This window comes from Blastococcus sp. HT6-30 (assembly GCF_039729015.1).
In the GTDB taxonomy this organism is placed as follows: Bacteria; Actinomycetota; Actinomycetes; order Mycobacteriales; family Geodermatophilaceae; genus Blastococcus.
In genome coordinates, this window is the sequence record NZ_CP155792.1 from 881,633 (window position 1) to 899,104 (window position 17,472).

The window sequence follows — 17,472 nt, forward strand, 5'->3', positions numbered from 1 at the left end:
ACTTGGTTCCTGCCTGGGACCTGCGGTTTCCGGGGAGAGGGGCACGTTGCGTCGCTTTGCTGACACCTTCCAGAAGCGCTGGCTGATGCTGGGCGCTGCCGCTCTCCTCGTCGTCTTGCTGGCCGGCCTGGCCGGCTGGGGTGGGAGCACGCTGGCGAACAACGCCGCCGCGAGCAGGGCGCAGTCCACGGCCGCGGCCACCACGAGCCCGCTGAGCGCGACGTCGCCGAGTGCGCCCCCCGCGGCACCGTCCCTGGAGGCGTCGCCCGAGCCGGCCGCTACCTCACCGGTGGTCGAGGAGAGCCCGGCTGCGACTCCGGCGCCGTGGACGCCCAGTCCGGCCCCCGCTCGTGCTCCGGCGCCCGCCCCGGCGCCCACACCGGCACCTGCCCTCGCCCCCGCGCCGGGGCCAGTTGCGGCCCCGCCCTCGGCCCCCGTGCAGGCGCCCGCCCCCGTGCAGGCGCCCGTCCCCGTGCAGGCACCTGTGCCCGAGCCTCCGCCGGTCAACTGCTCGCCATACCTGTCCGCCAAGGACGACAACCGGAACCGATACCAGGCTCAGCTGGCCAACAACAACATCGAATACAACATGGCGCTCAACAGCGGAGACCTCGATAAGGCCGCCGCTCTCTACAGCAAGGGCCAGTCGATCCAACAAGCGTGGTCCCAAGCCGACCAGCGGCTTGCCGCCCAGTACCCCGGCTGCTAATCGGGGAAGCTTCCGGCGGCCCACCGTCTGTGGGCAACTCGGCGCACGCCGACCGGCCGTCCTTGGCAGGATCGTCGGCGTGAAGGGGTCCCACCGGCGGCTACGTCACCGCTCCGGAGCAGCCAGACTCGGTGGGGCGGCTCTGCTTTCAGTGGCCCCTTCGCTTGAAGCGTGGCGCGATCGAGAGGTGGGGCGCGGGCTGAGTCGAGTCGAACGGGTGGCCCTCCGTGCTGCTGTTAGCGGCCGGAGAGACGTTGATCAGCTGGCCTCAACTGTGGCGGACCACTCGAACCAAGTCCGCCCGTGTAGACCCGGGGATGGCGTGGGGCCTGCGACGTTGAGCGTCGTCCAGTCCGGCGTCGCGTCATCGCACACGGCCATGAGCCGCAGCTGACCGCGCAGGCCGGCGGTTGCCCGCTCCCGGTCGTCGTACGGCAGCGCCGCTGCTGCTTTGTAGATCATCGACTGAGGCTGCCCGCCCGCAACCACATGGATGCCAGCCGCTGTGGACTCGTCACCCGGAAGAGCGAGCCGTTCCCCATGACGGCTAAATGGGCAGCCCTCGGGCGCGTTCACACCGCACCGCATTACCCCTGTGACGTAATGGAGCGGTGACGACGGACACCTGCGCCGACCCGTATGCCGTGGGCGATACCGCCCGAGGCGCTGCCACAGTGGCGGAGGCTGGCCGAGGTTTTGCACGTCGAAGGGCCGGCGCCGTGCGAGGAAGGCGACCCGGACGCGTGGTGGCCCGACCGGGCGGCCGACCCGCTGGCCGTCCGCATCTGCGGCGGCTGCCCCGCCAAGGTCGAATGTCTCGACTACGCGCTCGCCGCGGACGAGCGCGACGGGCTGTGGGGCGGGCTCACCCGAGCAGAGCGGGTGGAGGTTGCCCGTCAACGAGGGCAGGCGCCACTGTCGCCGCCGGCGGTGGCCCGGCACGGGGAGAACAGCACCTATGCGGCCGGCTGCGACTGCCGGCCGTGTACGCAGGCTCATACGCGCTACGTCGCCGACTGGCGGACCCGACGGAGGTACGCCGAGACCACGAGGTCAGCGTGATGGCCGTCCAAGGATCAGCCGGTGACCTGCCAAGTCGCAGTGGGTCCGTCGAAGCTCGGCGCCCAGTCGATGAGCAGCGGTCCCTCCGGGGCGTCGAACGCAACCTCTCCCCGCACCTGGCGGCCGGCAGTGAGGTCCATCGACAGGGAAGTGCGCAGAGGTGCGTTGTCAGCGGGGTAGACGATGCCCGCCTCGTCCTGCGCCCTGAAGTCATACGAGGACACAAGCAAGGCCCCAGGCTCCCGGCGCTCGCTAACCTGAACCGTCACATCAGCGACTAGCCACGACCCGTTCACGGGTGTTGCCGAGCTGTACTCAGCTTCCGGGGCGGTGATCCGCCGAATTCCGTTGAGGGTGACCGTGCCGGCTGTGATGCCGCCGTCGAACGGCACGGGCTCTCCGATCGTCGCGAACTCGGGCGCCGTGTACTCCGGCTCCGTGGGCGTGGGGTCGGCGTTAGCTTCGACCTCCTGATCGAGAGCCTCGTCGCCACCTTCCATCTCCCCGGCGCAGTACTCGACCCACTCCGCCTGCGTGAGATCCATGTCGGGGTTGTCGCAGTCTGCCGCCGACACGTCAGGGCGGATGTCCTCGTTACTGAGCGGCTGCGGCCGACTGCCGCACCCGGCGAGAAGCGCGCACACTGCGACAGTGGCTAGGACACTTCGGATCATGATCTCCCCCTGACAGCATCGATGCTGGTATCTGGACGCTAGCGGACCGGAACGCACCCTGACTTGTCTCGCCGCATCACAGCTCGGAGAACCCACTGAGTCCCCGCCGACTACGGATCGGCGGGGGCTCGGTGCGTTGGGCGGTCAGGCGTTGGGGTCGCCCTCCACCAGGTCGGCCGCCGCGGTGAGAGCCGCAGCGAGCTTGCGGGCGTCCACAGCCGTGAACGGCTCGTCGTCGAGAAGGATCTGAGGCTCCTCCCCTCCGCTGGTGAACCAGTCGTACCGCTTGATGCGGATCTCGTAGCTCGGGCCGGCCTCGAGCTTGACGATGTCGGGGGCGCCGGAGTGAACCAAGACCTGGTCATCCGGGTGCCCGTCGGTGAAGTGCTCGTCGGACACACACCAGCTGGGGCAGTCGCGTGACGGGGTCGTGATGGCGGGAACCGGAGTGGCAGTCATGGCGGCGGGGCTCCTTCTGTCACGTGCCGCTGGTGTGTAGCGGCGGGGTGGACACGTCCTCGTGGACAGGGAAACCATGACCCTTGCCGTCCCGGTCGTCTTCCTGGTGCTGCCCGTCTCAAACCGGCCCATACGACAGGCCCGCAGCTAGCCACCGGCGTCTCTCGCCGGCCTAGTAGACGGCTCGCCTCAACGCCCGCTCCGGTATGGCTGGCCTCTGTCGTGGCGACGTGGTCCACTGCCCGCCATGGGGCTAGCCGGCCATAGGCGTCGCCGTCGCGCGCGGCCCGAACCGACTTTGTCGGCTTCGCCGCGCTCGGAGCTGTATCGCGAGCTGGGCATTGGAGTCCTTGTCGCAGCCCTCACCCTGGCTGTGACCTTTCGGATGGAAGATCGATTCATCGAGCGCCAAGAACAAGCGGAGCAAAGGCGCTTTGGGCAGGCGGAATTGTTAGAGAACGTTCGATTTGTCAGGGAACGCTCACAGGATGCGGCGGCATATAAGCCGTTCGACGACATGCGGCTTCGGGGAGCACAGCTTTCAGGATTGCGCCTCGGGTGTGATAGGAGCGAGCCAGACGCTTTCGACACCTGCGCAACTTTTGCACGGGCCGACCTTAGGCGCGCCCTGCTCAATCGGGCCGATCTGAGTGGGGCCTATCTGTTCCGCGCCGATGCTCAGGAGGCTCAGGCCGAGGAGGCCCAATTCATTCGGGCAACATTAGCAGAGGCTGATTTCAGGTCGGCCAACCTGCGGGGAGCCTTCCTGCAGCTATCTTCCGCCAGCGGCGTGTTATTGGCTAATGCGGACCTGACTCGGGCTTCTTTGCTTGGAGCGCACATGGACGGCGCAGACCTAAGAGGGGCGGTCCTGGACGAAACAATCCTTGGAGACGCCGACTTGCGCGGCGCCAATCTGGCGGGCGTAGACATGACGACGTCAGACTTTATCGGCGCGACCGTTCAGTGCTGCGGCGATGACGTGATCCATCCCCCGAACTTGGACGGCGTGTGTTACGACGACAGCACGCTCTGGCCTGAAGAGCACCGCCCCGTCGCGCCGCCGGAGTGTGCAGCATGGAAGTAGAAGCGCCACGTCCAGACACACTGTCGAGAACGTCGCAAGAGTCGGGCCGGCGGGCTGAGCCACGCCGGGCAGCGCAGGTCGTCTTCTTGATGCTGCCGGTCCAAAACCGGCATCTTGCTCAGCGACCAACATGCTCCTCCAGGCTGGGGTTCCGCTACACGGCCCCCGGTCCCGCCGTCATGGTGACTGGCGGGACCGGGGGAGTCTTGCTAGCCCTCGGTTAGCAGGTGGGAACTTTCCCGTTATGCCCAAGCGGGACCAGTAGGCCTTCATAGGCCCATCCTTGAGCGGGATCTGATGGGCTGGCGACCAAGTACTCCCTGGAACGCTCCGTACTCGGCCAGTGCAGTTTGAGCCATCTTGGGCCAGCGGCTGATTCTGGCATTGGGTCAAAACTGGTAACCGCCACGCAATCGACCCACACCGTTGCGCGGTTACCGACGCTTCCAATCTGGAAGCCGCTGGCCTCGGGGGTGTTTCGGATAATTAGGCCAAGGTCGCCCGTGTGTACCACCGCGTAAGGGTACGGACCGTCCCCGAGCTCCGAGGGAGCGCGGTTGCGGAAGTCATCGGCCAGCGCGTCCGCGAACGCGCTGTCGCTCACGCTGAGGTCGAGGGGGCTTGCTCCGTAGTAGAGGCAATCTCCGGTGCCGAGCGTGACGCAACCACCCGAACCGTTGCCGTCCATGCTGATGTCACCCCCGACCGTGGTCTCGGATCCCGCTGTGCTCGGCTCGTCTTTGGTCAGCTGCAAGACACCCAGCGGCACGGCGACCACGCTTGCGATGGCTCCGATGGCTCCCCACGCAAGCCTCCGGCGCTTTCGATTTCGTTGCGTGGGACTTTGCCCCCCGGCTGACGCCGCTATCTCGGGGGCCCGAGGAACTGGAATCGAAACCGCCGTGTGGTCTGGCTCGTTGGCGGCGGGTGGGGGAGTGGGGGTGATTGACGACATGGCTCGCGCCTCCGGCGAGGAGGTTTACGCGGACGGCCTGAGGTCGCTCAAGAGCGGTACGAGGCCGCGTCGCGCCCGAGTCGCAGGCTGTTGGCCTGCTAGGGCGCGGTCCTGACTCGAACGTCAGGGCGTCGTCACGCCGACGCACCCTAAGCGGAGGATGCATCACCGGCAGCGAGCTGTCGAGCTGCCGGAGAGAACCCGTCATCTCTGCGGGAAGGCGTCACGCGGTGTGGCTTGTCGGACACGCAACAGCTTGCTCGACCGTCGATCAACGTGCGTCTGTGGGTCTTGAGGCCCCGTCGTCTCCTCGGTGCTGCCGGTCACCGTCCTCTTCGCCTTGTAACATTTACGGGGATACCGGCGTTGTTGCGCCGGGACGCTGGGGGCTGCAGGGGCGATCCTCCGGAGGGTCTGCGCCACGACCTGAGCAGCGCCCAGCCAGAGCATCAAGCATCACGCTGTGCAGCATGACTGTCGCTCGTCGCCGATATCCTGTGTGCGAGGCACACGAATCGGGTGCCCAAGGCTGCCAGGGGGTCCGCATGTCAACAGTGGACGAATCGCCCGAGTCGGCTTCCAAGGATGCAGGGGAGCGCAGTACGAAGCTGCTGGCCGCCACGGGCGTCCGGAACGACGAAACTCCTGATGGGGCGACGCTGGACTATAAGGGGAAGCAACTCGATTTCAAGGGTAAGCAGTACGGATTATGGACAACGATACTTACCCTGGTCGTCGCTATTCTCGGGGTTGTCGTCACCCTTCTCGGATTCAAGACGGGCAATCAGTCTGAGGATATAGACTCGTTGAAGGGTCGAATCGATTCTCTGCAGCGCATAAACGGGGACCGGGCCGAAGAGCTGCGAACGCTTGAGGAAGAGATTGCGCTCCTTCGAACTCAGCGGGACGACGCCGTCAGTGATCGAGACGCTGCCCAAGCAGCACTCGATGAAGCCAACGCTCGTCTGGAAGAGCTGGAGCAAGAGGGAGATGGCGACAAGCCACCGGACGCGCCGACTGCGGACGGTGGCGAAGTTCGGTCGTTCGTCCTGCCATTGTCCCGCAGTTACAATGGTTCGGCTGTTGATCTGGACGCGGCGGCGGTGCGCGAGGCCGGCGTCGACCTGAGGTACGAGTCCAAGGACGGCCAGTTTGCGCTCGTGGCCACCTATGGGAAGACGATCAGCACTAATATCGGCGTCGAAAGCCCCACTCGCGTCCAATGTCGGGATGCGGTTGACAAGCGCCCCCTTGCCCAAGATGACAGTTGGGGATCCCTTGCGGTTAACCAGCAAGCGTGCATCGTGTCGGATTACGGCATGTCGCTACTGACGATCAGTTCCATCGCCGAGAACGGAGACGTCGGCATAACTCAAGTCTATTGGCGGATCGACTAATTGTGCAGGGCGCCTGATGACTAGCCGTAGCCGTCCGCCGCGTTGGTCATCAATCAATTTACCTTGTGACCCGTTTAGGGCTGCTCTCCTCATGCTCATGGGGTGAGGATCATTGACGCCAGGGGCCTGAGCGGTCAGCCGGAGGGGGCCGCCTTTGGTCTCGCGTCATGCCGGTTGGTCGGGTGTTGAGGGCACCGTCCCGTTCACCTTGTGATCGCTAATGGTTTCTTTCGCCCGGTGCAGATGAAACGTTGACCGTCACGGGAACAGCGCGGTGCCGGCGAGAACGACGCATTTGCGGGTGTGTGCTTGGAGGTCTCGCCGGTGAGGTCGCGCGCCAGGATGTCGTTGCGGATGTCGCAGCCGTTGCGGTCGGCGTCGCTCCAGCTCTCGCCGAACAGGCCGCGGTCGTAACCGGTCCGCGGCGCCCGGGCAGCCTGAGCCTCTGCAAGGTCCCCAAGGGCGGACGCGCAGCCCTCTACACCCAGGCCGCGATGGGGCAGGCCCTGGTGACTATTAAGGAAGCCCTTGCGGTCGCTCCGGGATTCAGCAGGTGCGGCTCACCGTCCTGCGTCACGTCGGCGCCGACGCCTACGGCCGACCCAAGCTTCAATGCCTGCTGGCCGGCACATGGACCCGACAAGCCCTTAAGGTGACGCCTGGGCCCCGCCGACGCCGCTACCGTCGCGCAGGACACCGCCACCGAGCTGTTCATCAAGCTGCGCGGCGGCAAGGCACTGGAACCGCTGAACGTGAACTCGCAACCGGATCCAGCAGCTGCTGGGGGTCGTCGACATCGAGCGCCTCGTTCGAGATTGATTGAGTCGTAACCGGGCTTCGCCAAGGACGCGCAGAGATGCCGCACCGCGGCTTTGGGCAGTGCTGCCCCACGCTCGTTGACCAGGGAAGTTGAGCCCCTCGGGCGCTGTCCTGCCCGGGCATGACTGTGCCGTGGTCACCTGTGCGGCCAAGGCACGGACATAGCGCCCGCGGGGAGCTGCTCCCAGTGGGCGAGTGGCTGGCCGAGGTGCCTGCGCCGCAATGTGGGGGGTGGTCCTCGGTCAATCACGCAGATGGGCAACGGGTGAGACCCGTGGGGTCTATGCGAGGTGAACGGGCGAGAAGTGCTAACCCGGGGGCCGAACATGGTCATGAGCGGACCGCGAGGTATCGGTAACGCTGTGGAACCTTACTTATGAGGGCGACAGTTCCCTCGCCCCACAGACTCTGGAGCCGATCATGCGTTGTCGTACCACTGCTATTGCCGGTGTCTTCTTCACCGCTGCTCTGTCCCTCGGTGTCTCTGGCACCGCCCACGCCGCCGACACGTTCAACTGCCCGGACTTCGTCTCGCAGGCGGACGCCCAAGCTGTCTACAACGCCGACCCGAGTGACCCGAACCAGCTGGATCGCGACAACGACGCTCAGGCCTGCGAGGACCACGACTACGTCGCCAACGCGGGGACCGTCACCAGCGCCATGGCCCTCGGCACCACGAGCCAGGCGACCGCCGGCACCACGGGCCAGGTGACCAGCCGTCCGGCAGGTGCCGTGGCCGCCGGCGACGGTAGCTCGTCCAGCGACGCCAGCGCGCTTCCCTACGTCCTGGGCGGCGTCGCTCTGACCGCGGCCGGTGGGGCCGCGTTCGCTGCGCGGCGTAGCTCCCGCGCGACCGTCTGACCGCACGAGACGTGCACCATCGCGCACTTACCACCCGCCCCGGTTTCTCAGAGACCGGGGCGGGTGGTGCGGTGCGCATCGTCAGGGCGTACCCCCCGCCACTCCCTTCGGCGCGAGCGTCGAACACCGAGGCCGAGCTTGAGGCCCTCCTCGCCCGGCCGCCTCGAGTCACCCGCTACGGACAGCACAGTCGCCGCGCTGCCCGGAGCGCCCGGCCACGTGCCGCCCGTTTCTGGGCGGGCACCTCCGCGGTACTCGCCGCCGCAGGGATTGCAGCAGTCGTCGTCCTGCCCCAGAACACGACTGACCCCGTTCGACTCGACGTTCCCCTCGCCGTGGTCGCCCCGCCGGTTCCCGCGACCGCGACGTCGTCCGCACCCCCTGCCGAGCTGGTCAGTCCGGCATCCAGCGCACCACAGCTGCCGGCCAGTACTCCCACTCGGGTTCAGATACCGGCCCTCGCAGTCACTTCTCGGATCATGGAGCTCGGCCTGGAGCGGGACGGCTCCATGGAGGTTCCGCCGGGCGCCTATCCCGTGGGCTGGTACGACGGCAGCCCCACACCCGGCCAGCTCGGGCCCGCTGTCCTCGCCGGCCACGTCGACTGGGAGGGCGATCCGGGAGCGTTCTACGGGCTACGGGAGCTGCGGCCAGGGGACACCGTCGTCGTCGACCGCGCCGATGGCACCGTCGCAACCTTCAGCGTCGACCGCGTCGAGGAGTACGCCAAGGCCAACTTCCCGACCGAGAAGGTCTACGGCGACATCGACCACGCCGGTCTGCGCCTGATTACCTGCGGCGGAGCCTTCGACGAAGACACGGGGGACTACCAGAGCAACATAATCGTGTACGCCAGCCTCACAACGGTCGGCTAGATGTGATGCCCAGCTAGGCGCAGGTCCCGAGGCGCACCCCAGTCGCGGTTACACCTCTCAGGTCATTGGCGCGGCCACGAAGGCGCATGTGGCGCTGGCCCCTTTACTTGCTGCGGGTGCCGCTGCCTAATGTCGTCCCGATGCAGACCCGCGAGCCCGACCTCGATCGAGGGCGGTGCATGGGTTGGGAGATCGGCGCGCATGTGTCCCGTCCATCGTCGTGTTAGCCCTGTGACCGTTACGGGCATCTTCCGCTGGCCGCCGGACGGCACGGGCAGGACGTCCGCTGTAGGACGTGCCCTGCATGCGGGGGCGACTTACGTCACCCAGAGCAGGGCGTGCCTGTCACTCCAGTTGCAGTCCCAGGAGCAACTCCCCGTCGAGACGCCGTGTCCAGCTTCGGCCGTTCGCGTCCACGAACGAAACGCCGACGGTCGACCAGGGGCGACCTGGACGACCGGACGCCGTGAAAGGGATGCGAATGTCGTGCGCACCAGGATCAACCCGATACAACTCCTCTATGCGAGCGTAAGAGAGACGCGTCTGCCGCAAGAAGGAGTGATGAGAACCCATGCTATAGATTTCTGCTTGGTCGGTGAAATCGAAAGGGTTAGAGTCCCTGCTTAGCGCCACGAAAGCCACTTGGGAGATTGGTCGATCGCTAGCGTTGAGGAGCGTTGCGTTCACGATCAAGGGCTCCTCATTCTGCCATATGCGATAGAGGGACACTTTGGACGCCTGTTCCATCTGTCTGTCCAGTATGGTCGACCGATACTGACGCGCGGCGATAATGATTCCAATGCCCGTGAGGATCGCGCCGACGGCGCCACCGATTGCCCCAACGGTTTCGGGGGTCAAATCCCACGCCGGACTGGCGGCCATGGGCGTGATGTTGCCATGCGCGCTTCGCACTCGCGCCGCGGAGCGTCTGCATGCCCTCGCCGCCGCTCGTGTGGCTAGGTCCCGGGAAGGTACGCGGGGTCAGTAGGTCACCGTCCTCTTCGCCCTCTTCCCGGGGCTCATCAGCATCGTCTCACTGGCGCAGTGAGCCCGCGGACAACCGAAAGGAAGACCATGCCCGTTCTCATCTCTGCCGCCCTGGCTGCCCTGGCCGACCGCCTGCGCGGTGAGGATCCCGAGCGGGGGGACGTGCCCGGCTGGGTGATGATCACGGTGATGACCGCCGCCCTGGTGCTGGCGATCCTCATCCCGTTCCGCGCGGCGATCGTCGATGCGGTCACGAACGCGCTGACGTCGGTCACGGGTGCGGGCTGAGCGGCTCCGCCGCGGCGAGGACGGTGAGCGGGGGAGCGCCGTCGTCGACTTCGTCATGGTCTCGCTGCTGATCGTGGCGCTGCTGCTCGCGGTGCTGCAGGTGGCGGTGTACGTGCACGTGCGCAACGTGGTCACCGCCAGCGCCCAGGAAGGGGCGCGGTACGCCGCCAACGCCGACGTCGGCTCGGCCCCGGGTGCCGCGCGCACCGTGGAGATCGTGGCCGCGGCAACCTCGGTGCGGACGGCCCAGGGGATGGCGTGCACGTCGGAGGAGGAGCTGGACACCAGCGGCGCGACGCTGGTGGTGGTGCGCTGGTCGGGGTCGGTCCCCTCGCTGCTGGCGGCGTTGGGCGACGTGCTGCCGCTGGAGGTCACCGGCCGGGCGATGAAGGAGGCCGCGTGAGGTGGTTGCGCGCCCGCCTCGGGCAGATCGAGGGGGAGCGCGGGTCGGCGCTGGTGGAGTTCGTGTTCGTCGCGCTGGTGGTGTTCGTGCCGCTGGTCTACATCGTCGCGGGGTTCTCGGCGGTGCAGCGCGGGGTGTTCGCCTCGCAGGCCGCAGCGCGGGAGGCCGGGCGGGCGATGGCACCGCACCGGACCCGCTCACCGGGCACGAGCGGGCGCTGCGGGCCGTGCAGCTGGCGGTGGAGGACCAGTCGGTCGAGGCCACCGACGTCCGGCTGGCCTACGCGCCGGCCGGTGCGGGCTGCGATGCGGCGGGCGGCTACTCGCCGGCGTTCGTGCCGGGGGAGGAGTTCTCCGTCTGCGTCACCGTCACCGTGCGGATCCCGCTGCTGCCGGAGTTCGTCGAGGCCAACACCGCCACCGGCCAGTTCGTCGTCGAGCGCGATCGCTACGTCGACGGCTGACGCCGCATCGAGGGGTTGTTGTCAGCGACGGCGCCTCCGCTTCCCGAACAGCCCGCGGGTGGGCTCCCGGCCGAGCGCCGACGCCTGGCCGGGGCGAACGAGCGGTGGGCCGGTGACTCGTGCGCGGAAGCCGGGCCCTGCCCGGTCGGGCGTGCTCAGTCCTGCGCCGGGCCCGCCGGCACGGGCACCAGCAGGGTGTCGAGCGGCAGCCGCTCCCGTGCCGTCCGCTCGCGGGCGGCCAGCGCCTCGGGCAGCTGGGCTTCCTCGTCGCGGCGGCCGAGGGCCAGGACGACGAGCGGCACCACCGGGGCCGGCAGGTCGAGCAGCGCGGCGACCCGGTCGCGGTCGAAGCCGCCGAGCTGGTGCACCGCCAGCCCCTCGTGCTCCGCCTGCACGGAGAGGTGCGCGACCGCCTGTCCGGTGTCGTACACGGCCCACGGTCGCGGGGCGCCATCCGGGCCGGCGGTCTCGGCCGCGACGACGACGAGCGCCGACGCCGCGTGCGCCCACAGCTGATTGCCCGCCGCCAGCGCCTCCTGCACGGCGGCGAACTCCGGCGTCCCGCGGCGGGCCACGGCGAACCGCCACGGCTGGCTGTTGTTCGCGCTCGGCGCCCACCGGGCGGCCTCCAGCAGCGCGGTCAGCTGGACGTCGGTGAGCTCGTGGGCGGTGTCCAGCCCGCGGGGGCTCCACCGGCCGGCGAGCAGCGGGTGCAGGGGAACGGCGGTGACGGCGGTCTTGCTGACGGTCATGACAGCCGCAGCGTGGATCGAACGCTCGAGCATTCCGTGCGGTCGCTCACCCGACGAGACCCTGGCTGGGTCGGCGGGCCACTCGGTCCTGCAGGGCGGGGCTCCCGCCCTCGTGCCGGGGCTCCGCCGGGAGCGGGCTGCTCGCCCTCGGCGTCGTCGCTGCGATCGCGCTGCACTTCGTCGTCATGGCGCCGCTGGCCGCGCCCGCCGGGGGGAGACCTTCCTGCGGTGAGGGTCGACGACGTACTCCGGCGCCACCCGTGTTCTCGTCACGTCCCGACGCCTGCCCGTGACTGGGGTCGCGGCGGCCACTGGGGGAACCGAGCAGCCGCGGCGGCGGGCGCCGCCGCGGCCACGCCGGTGGGGTCAGCCCCCGCGCTCCACCTCGGCCTGCACCACGCCGCGCACCGCGCGCAGCAGCGCTTCGTCGGAGGTGTCACCGCGGTCGAGGGCCTCGCGGGCCGGTCCGGGCAGCAGGCTGCCGTCCACGGTGTCCAGCCAGGTCACGTCCCCGCCCATCCGTCGGCCGACCTGCAGGCCGTCCCCCTCCGGGCGCAGCACGTACTCCTCGCCGTCCAGCTGGATCGTCATCTCGTCGGTCATGACCGCCCCCTACCCCCGGGACCACCGGTTCCACGCAAGGACCGCATCGGGCGGGGGAGGATGCCCGCATGGACGAGGAGTGCTGCGAGGTCGTCGTCACCGCGGACGACGCGGACTGGCTGGCCGGCTTCACCCGCACGCTGGTCGAGGAGCGGCTGGCCGCCTGCGGCCACCACCTCGCGCCGATCCGGTCGGTCTACCGCTGGGAGGGGGCGGTGCAGGACGGCAACGAGGCCCGGGTCGCGCTGCACACCCGCCGGTCGCTCGTGCCGGCGGTGGTGGCGCGCACCCGTGAACTGCACCCGTACGAGGTGCCCTGCGTCATCGCGCTCCCGCTCGTCGGTGGCGACCCCGACTACCTGCGGTGGATCACCGACGAGACGCGGCAGCCTTGACCGGGTAGCTGTAGCGCTGACCCTTTGCGGGTACGGGGCCGTCGCCGGCGCGTGGCGGCCACCGCTCCTGCCGATGCACGCAGCAGGATGTGCGGACGGCGCACCGCGACCTACCGGAGGGGACGTGGCAGCAGCACCTGGGGAGCGCGAGCTGCCCCTCGACGTGCGCCGCAGCGCGGGCTCGTCCGGCCGGGACGCCGCGCTCGTGGAGGCGGTGCTCGATGCCCTCGCCTCCCCGACCGTGCTGCTCGACCCGGCCGGCCGCGTGGTCCTGGCCAACTCGGCGTGGACCGAGGCGGGGCGGGAACGCCAGGCGCCGATCCTGCCGGGGGAGGACTACCACGCGCTCGCCTTGCACCTGCGCGACGACGCCGACGCCCGCCGGCTGGTGCGCGAGCTGCGCGAGCTGTCCCGGGGCGAGCGCACCGAGGTCTCGGTCGACCGCTCCGTCCCCGACCCCGCGGGCGCCGCCACGAGCTGGTTCCACGTGCAGGCATCCCGCGTCGACCAGGCAGGGCACGTCGTCGTCACCCACCTCGACATCACCGCCCGCGTCCGCGCCGAGAAGGCATCGGCCTGGCGGGCGCGCCACGATTCGTTGACCGAGCTGCCGAACCGGGCGCACCTGCACGAGCTCATCGACGCCGAGCTCCTGCACCGCCGCCGTCCCGCGGTCGCCGTCCTCTTCCTCGACGTCGACGGCTTCAAGGACGTCAACGACTCCCTCGGCCACGAGGTCGGTGACGAGCTGCTGCGCCAGCTGGCCGGCCGGCTGCTCGACAGCACCCGCGCGCAGGACGCCGTCGGGCGGCTGGGTGGCGACGAGTTCGTCGTCCTCTGCCGGGACTGCGACGCCGACGGTGCCGAGCTGCTCGCGCACCGCTGCCAGGCCACCTTCGAGCAGCCCTTCGAGCTGGACGGGACGACCCACCGGCTCAGCGCCAGCATCGGGATCGCCGCCATCCCGGCCGGGGACCGCGCCGGCGTGCGGTCCACCGACCTGGTCCGCGACGCCGATCTGGCGATGTACGCGGCCAAGGCCGCCGGGCGGAACCGGGTGCGGATCTTCAGCCCGGACCTCCGAGCCCGGGTGCAGCGCAAGGTGCAGCTGGCGGCCGAGCTGCGGGACGCCATCTCCGTCGGCGGGCTGCTCCTGCACTACCAACCGGTGGTGGAGCTGGCGACGGGGGAGATCGCCGGTGTGGAGGCGCTGGTGCGCTGGCGGCATCCCGAGCGCGGGCTGGTGCCGCCGTGCGACTTCGTGCCGGTGGCCGAGCAGCACGACCTGATCATCCCGCTCACCCGCTGGGTGCTGGCCGAGGCCTGCCGGCAGGTGGCCGCCTGGCGCGACGAGGGCGTCGCCGTGGTCGCCGGGGTCAACGTCAGCGCGGCGCACCTGGTCACCGGCACCCTCGTCGACGACGTCGTGACCGCGCTGCGCGGCGCCGGTCTGCACGCCCGCCAGCTGGTCGTCGAGCTGACCGAGACCAGCGCCGCCGAGGACCCTGCCCGCGCCGCCCAGCAGTTCCGGCGGTTGCGCGACCTCGGCGTCGAGTCCTCCATCGACGACTTCGGCAGCGGCTTCTCGTCGCTGAGCCAGCTGGTCGCCATCCCCGCCGGCGTGCTGAAGATCGACCGGAGCCTGGTCACCGGGGCCGACGATCCGGACGGCTCGTCGGCCGCGGCGGTCGCCGCCGTCGTCGGGCTGGCCCGGGCCTGCGGCATGCGGAGCCTGGCCGAGGGCGTGGAGACGGCGACGCAGCTGCAGCGGGTCACGGAGCTGGGCTGCCGGTACGCCCAGGGCTTCCACATCGCCCGGCCGATGCCGGGCGACGAGTTCCCGGGCTGGGTCCGCCGGTACCGGGCCGGCTGAGCGTCCCGGCCCGACGGGTCGGTCCCACGGTGCGGTCGCCCGAGTGGTGCGGAGCACAACCGTGTGGACACTTCGTCGTTGTGTTGCAGAGAGCGCGCGACCAGGCGCGACCCGCAGGAGGAGACGACCCGATGCCCAGGCCCAGGCTGCTGACCGCTCTGACCGCTGCGCTGGCCGCCGTCCTGCTGGGCGGCGGCGTCGCCGGGGCGGCGCCCACCTCGACGGAGACGGGGGAGTACGCGCCGCTGGACCAGCGCGGCCCCGCGCTGTTGGTGCCCAAGGCGGCCCTCCAGGAGAGCCTCACCTGCAACGGCCCGCTGCGCGGCCTGGAGCAGGACCCGATCCTGCTGGTGCCGGGCACGACCATGGACCCACAGGTCGGGTTCGACTGGAACTACATGCGGGCCTTCGACCAGCGCGGCTGGCGCTGGTGCGCGGTGACACTGCCCTCCGACGCGACCGGCGACATCCAGGTGGCCGGCGAGTACCTGGTGCACGCCATCCGCACCATGAGCCAGCAGGCCCACCGCGACGTCGACGTGGTCGGCTGGAGCCAGGGCGGCATGGTGCCCCGCTGGGCGCTGCGCTTCTGGCCCGACACCCGCCCGCTGGTCGACGACCTCGTGGGCCTCTCGCCGTCCAACCACGGCACGGTCCTCGCCGACACCTCCTGCAGCACCGGCCCGTGCACGCCGGCCAACCACCAGCAGGCCTCCCAGTCGGAGTTCCTGGAGGCGCTGAACAGCGGGGCGGAGACCTTCGCCGGCGTCGACTACACCGTCGCCTACACGGCGGCCGACGAGATCGTCGTCCCGAACACCCCGCCGGTGGCCAGCTCGGCGCTGCGCACCGGCCCCGGTCGGACCGCCAACATCGCGACCCAGGAGGTCTGCCCGGCCAACGCCGCCGACCACTTCGCCATCGGCAGCTACGACCCCGTGGGCTACGCGATCGTCGTGGACGCACTCACGCACGACGGCCCGGCGGTGCGCGGGCGGATCCCGCTCACCACGTGCGCCGAGGTGTTCCAGCCGGGGGTCGACCCGGCCACCTTCACGGCCGACTACGCCGCCTTCGTCGGCTACGCGGTCGACAGTGACGGCGACGCCCCGGAGGTCGAGGACGAGCCGGCGCTCGCCGCCTACGTGTACGCCCGCCGTTGACCGGCGCGGCGGGCCGGGCGGGCTCAGCCCGGCTCGCCGCGGGCCTTCCGCCGGGCGATCACCACGATGTCGACCGCGGCGACGGCGGCGAGCACGAACAGCACAACCGGGAACGCCACCGGCACCGGGTCGGCCCTGAGCATGAGGATCCCGCCCCCGATGCAGATGACCAGGCCGAAGACGGCCAGGACGAGCCGGAGGGTGAGCGCCGACCGGGCCGGGGGCGCACCACCGACACCCGCCGTGGGGTCGTGGTGGTCGGGGAGGCCGCGGGCGTAGTCCTCCCGGGAGCGTGGTCGCTTCGGGTCGGTCATGGCATCCCTGCGTACCCGCGCCGGGAGCGCACTACCCTGGGTCGACGTGGCCGCTGACTTCTCCGTCGTCCTGGACGAACTCGACACGACTCTGAAGTCGATCGAGGCCGTTCTCGACGTCGACCGACTCCGCCGGGAGGTGGCCGAGCTCGAGCAGCAGGCCGCCGCCCCCGACCTCTGGGACGACGTCGAGGCCGCGCAGGCGCTGACCTCCAAGCTCTCCTACATGCAGGGCGACCTGCGCCGGGTGGAGGAGCTGCGGAGCCGGCTCGACGACGTCGGCCTGTTGCACGAGATGGCCGCCGAGGAGGGCGACGAGGCCACGACGGCCGAGGCCGAGCGTGAGCTGGAGGCGCTGCGCAAGGTGCTCGACGAGCTCGAGGTCCGCACCCTGCTGTCGGGCGAGTACGACTCGCGCGAGGCGCTGGTGACGATCCGCTCGGAGGCCGGTGGGGTCGACGCGGCCGACTTCGCCGAGATGCTCATGCGCATGTACCTGCGCTGGGCCGAACGCCACAAGTACCCGACCGAGGTCCTGGACATCAGCTACGCCGAGGAGGCCGGCATCAAGTCGGCCACCTTCTCGGTGAAGGTGCCCTACGCCTACGGCACTCTCTCGGTCGAGCAGGGCACCCACCGGCTGGTGCGCATCTCGCCGTTCGACAACCAGGGCCGCCGGCAGACGTCGTTCGCCGGCGTCGAGGTGCTGCCCGTCGTCGAGCAGACCGACCACGTCGACATCCCCGAGAACGAGATCCGGGTCGACGTCTTCCGCTCCTCCGGTCCCGGTGGCCAGAGCGTCAACACGACCGACTCCGCCGTCCGGATGACCCACATCCCGACCGGCATCGTCGTGTCCTGCCAGAACGAGAAGAGCCAGATCCAGAACCGCGCCGCTGCGCTGCGCGTGCTCCAGGCCCGGCTGCTCGTCGTGCGCCAGCAGGAGCAGAAGGCGGAGATGGACGCGCTCAAGGGCGAGGGCAGCAGCTGGGGCAACCAGATGCGCTCCTACGTCCTGCACCCGTACCAGATGGTGAAGGACCTGCGCACCGAGCACGAGACCGGCAACACCGCGGCGGTGCTCGATGGGGACATCGACTCGTTCATCGAGGCGGGTATCCGGTGGCGCAAGCAGCAGGAGGCCACCGCCGCCTGAGGGAGGACCCCTCTTCGCCAGGCCTCGCCGGCCCGGCGCGGGCCCTGCAGAGGAGCCGGCAGGTGGGTCCTTCCTCACGTTCCGGGCCGGATCGGGGCCGGATGCGACCGTCCGTGACCGGCTGACCGGGCCGTTGCAGGGACGCGGTGACAGAGGGCGAGAACGAGTCCGGAGCGT

The 17,472-nt window shown here is 69.7% G+C and carries 20 protein-coding genes; 13 read left to right on the forward strand and 7 right to left on the reverse strand.

Annotation, left to right across the window (positions count from 1 at the left end; translation table 11 throughout):
• The first annotated feature begins 46 nt into the window (after positions 1–46).
• Positions 47–709: a hypothetical protein gene (locus ABC795_RS04220; RefSeq protein ID WP_347059658.1), complete on the forward strand. Its 663-nt coding sequence runs from the start codon at positions 47–49 to the stop codon at positions 707–709.
• A gap of 258 nt (positions 710–967) precedes the next feature.
• Here ABC795_RS04220 and ABC795_RS04225 read toward each other — a convergent pair whose 3' ends face one another.
• Complete coding sequence (locus ABC795_RS04225) at positions 968–1,171, reverse strand: hypothetical protein (protein WP_347059659.1); 204 nt, start codon at positions 1,169–1,171, stop codon at positions 968–970.
• Positions 1,172–1,348: 177 nt separating this feature from the next.
• Here ABC795_RS04225 and ABC795_RS04230 point away from each other — a divergent pair, with 177 nt between their 5' ends.
• Positions 1,349–1,771, forward strand: coding sequence for a WhiB family transcriptional regulator (locus ABC795_RS04230; protein ID WP_347059660.1), 423 nt, complete (start codon positions 1,349–1,351; stop codon positions 1,769–1,771).
• A gap of 14 nt (positions 1,772–1,785) precedes the next feature.
• Here the strand turns inward: ABC795_RS04230 and ABC795_RS04235 are convergent, their stop codons facing one another.
• The gene (locus ABC795_RS04235) at positions 1,786–2,316 is read right to left on the reverse strand and encodes a DUF4352 domain-containing protein (protein WP_347059661.1); all 531 of its coding nucleotides are present in this window, start codon (positions 2,314–2,316) and stop codon (positions 1,786–1,788) included.
• A gap of 273 nt (positions 2,317–2,589) precedes the next feature.
• On the reverse strand, positions 2,590–2,904 hold the full coding sequence (locus tag ABC795_RS04240) for a hypothetical protein (RefSeq protein WP_347059662.1): 315 nt from the start codon (positions 2,902–2,904) through the stop codon (positions 2,590–2,592).
• Between the two features lie 373 nt (positions 2,905–3,277).
• On the opposite strand from ABC795_RS04240, the gene ABC795_RS04245 reads away from it, so the two are divergent.
• The 4 genes from ABC795_RS04245 (at position 3,278) to ABC795_RS04260 (ending at position 8,898) form a co-directional block, all read left to right on the forward strand.
• The gene (locus ABC795_RS04245; protein WP_347059663.1) at positions 3,278–3,991 is read left to right on the forward strand and encodes a pentapeptide repeat-containing protein; all 714 of its coding nucleotides are present in this window, start codon (positions 3,278–3,280) and stop codon (positions 3,989–3,991) included.
• A 1,500-nt stretch (positions 3,992–5,491) separates the two neighbouring features.
• Positions 5,492–6,343 (forward strand): hypothetical protein, encoded by an 852-nt coding sequence (locus ABC795_RS04250; RefSeq protein ID WP_347059664.1) that lies wholly within the window; start codon positions 5,492–5,494, stop codon positions 6,341–6,343.
• A gap of 1,239 nt (positions 6,344–7,582) precedes the next feature.
• Complete coding sequence (locus tag ABC795_RS04255; protein WP_347059665.1) at positions 7,583–8,023, forward strand: hypothetical protein; 441 nt, start codon at positions 7,583–7,585, stop codon at positions 8,021–8,023.
• 335 nt (positions 8,024–8,358) lie between these two features.
• Positions 8,359–8,898: a class F sortase gene (locus ABC795_RS04260; protein ID WP_347059666.1), complete on the forward strand. Its 540-nt coding sequence runs from the start codon at positions 8,359–8,361 to the stop codon at positions 8,896–8,898.
• A gap of 345 nt (positions 8,899–9,243) precedes the next feature.
• Here ABC795_RS04260 and ABC795_RS04265 read toward each other — a convergent pair whose 3' ends face one another.
• Complete coding sequence (locus ABC795_RS04265; protein WP_347059667.1) at positions 9,244–9,780, reverse strand: hypothetical protein; 537 nt, start codon at positions 9,778–9,780, stop codon at positions 9,244–9,246.
• 192 nt (positions 9,781–9,972) lie between these two features.
• Here ABC795_RS04265 and ABC795_RS04270 point away from each other — a divergent pair, with 192 nt between their 5' ends.
• The 3 genes from ABC795_RS04270 (at position 9,973) to ABC795_RS04280 (ending at position 11,039) form a co-directional block, all read left to right on the forward strand.
• Positions 9,973–10,173 (forward strand): hypothetical protein, encoded by a 201-nt coding sequence (locus ABC795_RS04270; RefSeq protein ID WP_347059668.1) that lies wholly within the window; start codon positions 9,973–9,975, stop codon positions 10,171–10,173.
• The gene (locus ABC795_RS04275; protein ID WP_347059669.1) at positions 10,163–10,576 is read left to right on the forward strand and encodes a TadE/TadG family type IV pilus assembly protein; all 414 of its coding nucleotides are present in this window, start codon (positions 10,163–10,165) and stop codon (positions 10,574–10,576) included. The genes ABC795_RS04270 and ABC795_RS04275 overlap by 11 nt, the downstream gene beginning before the upstream one ends.
• A gap of 226 nt (positions 10,577–10,802) precedes the next feature.
• Positions 10,803–11,039 (forward strand): hypothetical protein, encoded by a 237-nt coding sequence (locus tag ABC795_RS04280; protein ID WP_347059670.1) that lies wholly within the window; start codon positions 10,803–10,805, stop codon positions 11,037–11,039.
• A 155-nt stretch (positions 11,040–11,194) separates the two neighbouring features.
• Here ABC795_RS04280 and ABC795_RS04285 read toward each other — a convergent pair whose 3' ends face one another.
• Both ABC795_RS04285 and ABC795_RS04290 read right to left on the reverse strand, forming a co-directional pair.
• On the reverse strand, positions 11,195–11,791 hold the full coding sequence (locus tag ABC795_RS04285) for a nitroreductase family protein (RefSeq protein ID WP_347059671.1): 597 nt from the start codon (positions 11,789–11,791) through the stop codon (positions 11,195–11,197).
• Positions 11,792–12,157: 366 nt separating this feature from the next.
• The gene (locus tag ABC795_RS04290) at positions 12,158–12,394 is read right to left on the reverse strand and encodes a hypothetical protein (RefSeq protein ID WP_347059672.1); all 237 of its coding nucleotides are present in this window, start codon (positions 12,392–12,394) and stop codon (positions 12,158–12,160) included.
• 68 nt (positions 12,395–12,462) lie between these two features.
• On the opposite strand from ABC795_RS04290, the gene cutA reads away from it, so the two are divergent.
• The 3 genes from cutA to ABC795_RS04305 all read left to right on the forward strand — a co-directional run bounded on the left by cutA (position 12,463) and on the right by ABC795_RS04305 (position 15,825).
• A complete protein-coding gene (gene cutA / locus ABC795_RS04295) occupies positions 12,463–12,789 on the forward strand; it encodes a divalent-cation tolerance protein CutA (protein ID WP_347059673.1) in 327 nt (108 codons plus the stop codon).
• A 124-nt stretch (positions 12,790–12,913) separates the two neighbouring features.
• Entirely contained in the window at positions 12,914–14,662 is a 1,749-nt protein-coding gene (locus ABC795_RS04300) for an EAL domain-containing protein (protein WP_347059674.1), read from the forward strand.
• Positions 14,663–14,793: 131 nt separating this feature from the next.
• Entirely contained in the window at positions 14,794–15,825 is a 1,032-nt protein-coding gene (locus ABC795_RS04305; protein ID WP_347059675.1) for a lipase, read from the forward strand.
• A gap of 23 nt (positions 15,826–15,848) precedes the next feature.
• Here the strand turns inward: ABC795_RS04305 and ABC795_RS04310 are convergent, their stop codons facing one another.
• A complete protein-coding gene (locus tag ABC795_RS04310; protein WP_347059676.1) occupies positions 15,849–16,139 on the reverse strand; it encodes a DUF6343 family protein in 291 nt (96 codons plus the stop codon).
• Between the two features lie 46 nt (positions 16,140–16,185).
• Between ABC795_RS04310 and prfB the strand changes: the two genes are divergently transcribed.
• Positions 16,186–17,295 carry a peptide chain release factor 2 gene (prfB, locus tag ABC795_RS04315; protein WP_347059677.1) on the forward strand — a complete coding sequence of 370 codons (1,110 nt, stop codon included), beginning with the start codon at positions 16,186–16,188 and terminating at the stop codon, positions 17,293–17,295.
• Positions 17,296–17,472: the final 177 nt, after the last annotated feature.